The following is a 6,317-nucleotide window of genomic DNA, read 5'->3' on the forward strand; positions in this document are numbered from 1 at the left end:
ACAGTCTCAGCCTGGAAGTTGGTCACTAGCTAGACACTACCTAACAGCCACAGGCGATAGGCTGAGAGGCCAGAGATGCTGTCGTGGCTTTCATCTTACCTCTCAGCGGTTTTTGAGATGTTGCGAAAAATGCCAGGGAAAAAACACGAAACTATCAAAAAACGTATTGCTTCTTTAGTAGAAATTTATTTAGAATTTTTGGGATTAGATTTTACTCCTACTGGTTCTGTCACCCTAGAAAATGAATTTGAAAAGGTTAAAAGAGAAGGTGATGAATCTTATGAATTGGTAGCAAATAGAAAACATCCTGATTTAGTGATTGAGGTGGTTGTTAGTAGTGGAGGAATTAATAAACTAGAAGCATACAAACGGTTACAAATTCCTGAAGTTTGGTTTTGGATGAATGATGAGTTATTGTTTTATAGTTTAGGAAATGAGGGATATGAGGCTGTTAGTAAATCGCAACTTTTACCGAGTTTAGATGTAGGTTTATTGATGCGTTGTATTGGTATAGAAAATCATGCTCAAGCACTGCGAGAATTTAGAGCAGGGATAAAAATTATTGAATCAACATAACAATAGAAAATGGTAATTTTTTAAGATTTTTTTATCACCATAACTCCAATTTGTGAAAGCGATCGCCTATTGGTAAGCTGTTGTGCATTTAATTTGTATAAGTGGAACAGGCAAGATGCCTGTTCCAGAAGAGTTCAGAATATTAGGATTATACAATTTAGCAGTGTAACAGCTTAGTAAGCTATCGCCTGTGCCGCCAGGCGGGGCAGAACGGCCAACTCATCAATCAAAATGCGGTTCAGATACTTTTTGAGCAGAACCGCCACACATCCGACGACCAGCCGTAAATTATTACTTAACTATGTCCGAAGACGAGGAAATCGTTTTAACACTTTTTCATGGTCTTTGTTCCACTGCTCCTGCATCCTTTGAAGATATTCATCTGAATAAATACCATTGTCCCGCAGATACACACTACTGGTTAGATTAGTAATTACGTTTGCAATAGCTTGTTTAACAAATATTTCACCATGATTGCTAATCCAATCTTCTAAATCTTGAAGACCTGAAACTTTTTTGACAATGCTTTTGCCAGAACTTTTCGCCAAATCAAACAAAGCTCGATTCAAGTGATGATAATAATCCATGATCTACACTCCTTAAAGTTGAAAAATTGGGCTGAATAGTAGAATTTCTAGACAACCCAATTACGTTAGACTTAGACAGTCTTTTTATTATCTTTTGCACTGTTGACCGCTTTAGAGACAGCAGCAACACCAGAACTTGCTGTCACAGCAGTTCCAAGCACTTTAGCTTCTGTCTTATAACCATTAGCGGATAGATTGCTTGTTGCTCCAGTAGTTGCGCCAGCAGCAGCACCAAATTTAGCAGCAGCAATAGCACCAGCCATTGCTGCACCTGCTTTCGCACCCATGAGTCCTCCAATAGGACCAGCAATTGCTGTACCAACAACAGCACCTTTTATTGCGCCAGTAACAGCAGCTTCGACAGCAGAGGGTTTTTGACCACCCTTAGAGCTTGTTGAAGTATTACCACCGTTAGAGCTTGTTGAAGTATTTGAGCTACTGTTGTTCGAGGGATTCCGAGAGCGTTCAAACGCATCAATCATTCCAGTACCAGGCATAATTACTTTCCTCTTAGTAGTTAGTAGGAATTGTTTCTTTTCCTGTAATTACGGTAGCTGTCTTTAATCCTGTATGTCTAGGGAAAAAATGGACACAAATCAAATCTTGTCCTGTCCTGTCCTTCCACCCAGATGATAGAGAATGATGACACAGCTAGTCTCTCTGCTATAGTATAAAAATGTAGCTATACAGCAGGTAGCGTCTCAGTCTGACCTCCAACTGGGAAAACCATCCATTACGTTATTGGTCTGCTATCTCATAGGGAGATCGCAACCGCTGTAACTGATTGAAAAATCCCTAAATAGCTAAGTACCTAAGCAAAATTAATTACACATATCTAACCCCCTCCTTACCTCTTGCCCCTTGCCTTTTGCCTTTCTTCACTGGGAAATTTATTTTGCACGACTACTTATCAACCAAGTCATTGTTACTTCACAAAATTTTTAATTGTGTTATTCAAAAAAAGGATTTAGCCATGCCTAAAATAAAATTGCCTGAAGCAGATTTGATAAGACTGAGAAATTTTCTGGGGGGTCTCAAAGATGAAAATGATAAAAAAATAACTCAAGATGATATGGCAAAAGCTCTGAATTATGGCGACAAAAAAACTATCTACCGCCATGTTTTTGACCGCAACAGTCAAGAAGTAAACAGTGATACTGTTGAACTGATTTGCAAATGCTTTAATATAGATCTTGCCCAGGGTGTTGATCTGGATTTGTGGGAACAACTGAAAAGAAATGTTAAAGCCAAAAATTTAACAGTAAAAATTAGTTACCCTCCTGAGTTCAAATCTTTAATTGAGTCTCGTACTAAGCGATTTGTGGGACGGGAGTTTGTAACTCAAGCTTTCGACGAATTTCAGAAAAATAACGATCGCGGTTACTTTACCGTATTGGGGGAACCGGGTACAGGGAAAAGTGCGATCGCCGCTAATTATGTTGTAAACAATCCGGCGATCTGTTATTTTCATATTGCTAGTCAAGGAAATAATACTCCTGAGAAGTTTTTAAACAGTATTCGAGAGCAACTTATTCAGCATTACAAATTATCTAACGTCAATAGTGCTAATTTAGCCACCCTAGTCAACTTAGTGGCAGAGAAGTTATCATCCAGTGAATCTTTAGTGATTGTGGTGGATGCTTTAGATGAAGTGATACAAGAGGTTGGGGCAGAGAATATTTTATTTTTACCAAGAAACTTACCCCAAAATGTCTATTTCTTTTTAACCAGAAGGCATTATCGAACGGATGGAGAAAGAAGGCTTTTTACAGAAGTAGATACTCCTCAACATGAATTGGATTTACGTCAAATGAAGGATATTTCTCAAAATGATATTAAAGAACGTATTGGGTTATTCCTGAATGACGACCCTAAGTTACAAGAATGGTTAAATCGTAATTCCTATACACCAGATGATTTTATCAAGAAGGTATCTGAAAGGGTTGTTGATAACTTTATGTATTTAGTTTGTTTAATGGACGCACTCACCAGAGAGCAATATACTAATTTTAATTTAAATGATTTACCTACAACTCTCAAAGATTATTATGATTTGCATTGGGAAAGAATGGGCATGAATCGTCCAGAAAACATTCACAAAAAGAAAATTTTATACTTGCTCAAGGAAGCTAGACAAAAAAAAGGAAATATCTATGATGAATTTATTGTGGAGATATTTACCATTGACATTGATATTTTAGATCAAGTAATAACGGAGTGGTATCAATATTTGCGAGAGGAAGAAAATGAGGATTCAATTTATTATGATTTTTATCATCAAAGTTTTTTTGAATATTTAACTCAAAGAAAAGAATCAAATACTGAGCAGAAAATTTTTCGAGAAGTCAATGAAGCTCTAAATCGTTACTGGAAACAAAATGATCCTGATGAATACCAGTTTAATTAGCACTTAATAAACTTGTAGACGACATTTCCTATCTAAAAATGGATAAAAAAGAACGACAATTATATTTAGCGACAGTTCCTAGTAGTGCCTTCGAGTCTGGGAATCTCAGGCGTTACTATGGATGCTTAACCTGTTATCCTTTTATTTCTGATAAATTAAATCATCCGAGTTTTGATGTTCAAGATGTCATAAATGACTATGATTATGTTCATCAATCTGATTTACGGAACCATCCTGATTATGATGCAGAAAGAACGGAAGCCATAAAGCTAATTCAAGAAATGTTTAGGTTATCTGCCCATATTCTAATGGAGCATCCTGATCAGTTAATTCCACAGTTATTAGGTAGGTTATCCTATCCATCTTTGTTAGAAAATTTTTATATTCAATCTTTTCTAGAACAGGCAAAAGCGAAGATAGTTCCACCTGCTTTAATTCCTTATTTAGGAAGTTTACAACCACCAGGTACTGGTTTAATTCGTACTCTTTTAGTTTCTCCTTTTGAGGTAAATAGTATAGCAATAACATCAGATGGAGCCAAGATCATTTCTGCCGCATCTGGAACAGTAAAGGTATGGGACATAGCGACCGGACAAGAATCATTAACTCTCACTAATCCCAATAGCTTGGTGGATAGAGTAGCAGTATCACAAGATGGAACAAAAATTGTTGGTTCTTTTTATACTGATGGGATAGTTAAAGTATGGGATGTCAAGACAGGACGAGAATTACTCGGACTCAACGTTGATAGTTACTGCGTCCATGGAGTGGCGTTGACACCCGATGGAACCAAGATTGTTACTGGTGGTTGGGATCAAAACGTAAAAGTATGGGATATAAAGAACGGAAAAAAATTACTTACACTCACTGGTCATAAAACATGGGTCGAATTTGTGGCAGTAACAGCAGATGGAACCAAGATAATTTCTGCTGACAGTGATTCTACGATCAAAGTGTGGGACATACAAACAGGACGAAAAATACGAACGCTCATTGATTGTTGGAGCGTTAAAGGAATAGCAGTAACATCAGATGGAGCCAAGATTGTCGCCGCCTGTGGAGACGAGACGATAAAGGTGTGGCATATAGATATCAAGATTTGGAATGTGTTAGCAGAGTCACTTTTCTCTAAATTCAACGCTCGTAATAACGAGCTAAGTGGAGTGATCAAAACACCAGATCAAGCAAAAATTGCCCCTATTCTTGGGAATAAGACGGGAAAGCTGTGGGATATAACGAAAAAGGTTTGGGATATGGTGATAGGACGGCCATCCCTCACTCTTACTGGTGGTCATAAATGGAGTCCAAGTGCAGTGACGTTGACACCAGATGCAGCCAAGATTGTTTCTGGTGGTTTAGATGAGACCATAAGAATATGGGATCTAAGGACAGGAGAACAATTAGGCTGCTTGCGCGGTCATAATCAACTAGTAAATGATCTAGCGGTAACACCAGATGGAACAAAGATTGTTTCCGCTAGTAATGATGGTACGGTCAAGATATGGGATACAGAGAAAAGATACGAAATTCGCAACTCGATGCGTTATGTAGGGGTAACACCAGATGGAACAAGGTTTGTTCTTGCTGATTGGGATGGGATGATTAAGATATGGGATATGGAGACAAATCGGGAATTATATGCTTTCACCGCCCCTATCGATCGGGTCAATATGAGAGACAGCACACCGGATAGAACAAAGATTATTTCTGTTTCTAGTGATGAGATAGGAGACACGAAGCCATTTAATATCACGAATAATATAGTGATATGGAATATAGAGACGGGTCACGCATTACTCACCATCACTGGTCATAATAGTGTATTCAATGATGTAGCAGTAACACCAGACGGGGAAAAAATTGTTTCTGCTAGTCGTGATGGGATGGTCAAAGTGTGGGATATAGAGACGGGTCAAGTATCACTCACCCTCGCTGGGCATAATGACGCAGTTACTAGCGTAAAAGTAACACCAGACGGGAAAAAAATTGTTTCTAGTGGTTGGGATAGGACGGTCAAAGTGTGGGATATAGAGACGGGTCAAGCATCACTCACCCTAGCTGGTCATAATAGTGTAGTCAGTAATGTAGCAGTTACACCAGACGGGAAAAAAATTGTTTCTAGTGGTTGGGATAGGACGGTCAAAGTGTGGGATATAGAGACAGGAGAATGTCTTACCACTTTTGTTGGTGAAAGCAGGTTTGGGCAAGTTATCATTTCTTTCGATGGCAAAAAGATATTTGCAAAAGAATTTAATTTGAATAGGGATGGTGTGTTCCATTTTTTAGAATTAATTGTTTAATCTCTAGTGTGAGATAGGGAAGAATTATTTGCGCTCAACCTGTTTAACCCGAAATAGATTTAGGATTTTGGCGATCGCCTCTAGCTCTTGAAAAACAGGATAATTCCGTGAGTAATAATAGAGTAGAGAGTTTATTTGAATAGACATAGACGAAAGACCTGCAAATTGTCTAAATCGAGATATCTAGCTGACATCGTGACTGTGAATTTCTCCACAGTCAATACTAAAAATTTATTTAGAATCATATAGGACTTACGCAAGATGTGACTGAAAACCTTATTCTTGCGTAGGGGTAATTCATGAATTACCCCTACTTTCGTTCCCTTTTGCGTAAGTCCTGTCATACTAGACCTCTTGCATAATTTTTTTATGGTATAATATAAGGTTTTGCATTTTTCTCAATTCTTAGATTGAAGTGGAAAAAAGAATAAAATGTGATCTTAGGTC

4 protein-coding genes and 1 pseudogene are annotated in these 6,317 nt (G+C 37.9%); 3 read left to right on the forward strand and 2 right to left on the reverse strand.

Annotated elements, in window-relative coordinates:
- Window positions 1-120 precede the first annotated feature (120 nt).
- Window positions 121-576 (forward strand): annotated as a pseudogene (locus PX482_RS07545) (Uma2 family endonuclease); the annotation flags it as partial.
- Between the two features lie 299 nt (window positions 577-875).
- Here PX482_RS07545 and PX482_RS07550 read toward each other — a convergent pair.
- Together PX482_RS07550 and PX482_RS07555 are read right to left on the reverse strand one after the other, a co-directional pair.
- On the reverse strand, window positions 876-1,163 hold the full coding sequence (locus PX482_RS07550) for a hypothetical protein (protein ID WP_002756813.1): 288 nt from the start codon (window positions 1,161-1,163) through the stop codon (window positions 876-878).
- A gap of 71 nt (window positions 1,164-1,234) precedes the next feature.
- Entirely contained in the window at window positions 1,235-1,660 is a 426-nt protein-coding gene (locus PX482_RS07555; protein WP_002756814.1) for a hypothetical protein, read from the reverse strand.
- 476 nt (window positions 1,661-2,136) lie between these two features.
- On the opposite strand from PX482_RS07555, the gene PX482_RS07560 reads away from it, so the two are divergent.
- The gene (locus tag PX482_RS07560) at window positions 2,137-3,570 is read left to right on the forward strand and encodes a P-loop domain-containing protein (protein ID WP_002756815.1); all 1,434 of its coding nucleotides are present in this window, start codon (window positions 2,137-2,139) and stop codon (window positions 3,568-3,570) included.
- Between the two features lie 38 nt (window positions 3,571-3,608).
- A complete protein-coding gene (locus tag PX482_RS07565) occupies window positions 3,609-5,870 on the forward strand; it encodes a WD40 repeat domain-containing protein (protein WP_288095635.1) in 2,262 nt (753 codons plus the stop codon).
- The last annotated feature ends 447 nt before the right edge of the window (window positions 5,871-6,317 follow it).

Source organism: Microcystis sp. M53602_WE12, assembly GCF_030065455.1.
Classification (GTDB): Bacteria; Cyanobacteriota; Cyanobacteriia; order Cyanobacteriales; family Microcystaceae; genus Microcystis; species Microcystis aeruginosa.

What these genes read in the sequence shown, in the direction of transcription:
- PX482_RS07560 (WP_002756815.1), top strand. Translation starts at nt 2,137, where the DNA reads ATGCCTAAAATAAAATTGCCTGAAGCAGATTTGATAAGACTGAGAAAT.
- PX482_RS07565 (WP_288095635.1), top strand. Translation starts at nt 3,609, where the DNA reads ATGGATAAAAAAGAACGACAATTATATTTAGCGACAGTTCCTAGTAGT.
- PX482_RS07550 (WP_002756813.1), bottom strand. Translation starts at nt 1,163, where the DNA reads ATGGATTATTATCATCACTTGAATCGAGCTTTGTTTGATTTGGCGAAA.
- PX482_RS07555 (WP_002756814.1), bottom strand. Translation starts at nt 1,660, where the DNA reads ATGCCTGGTACTGGAATGATTGATGCGTTTGAACGCTCTCGGAATCCC.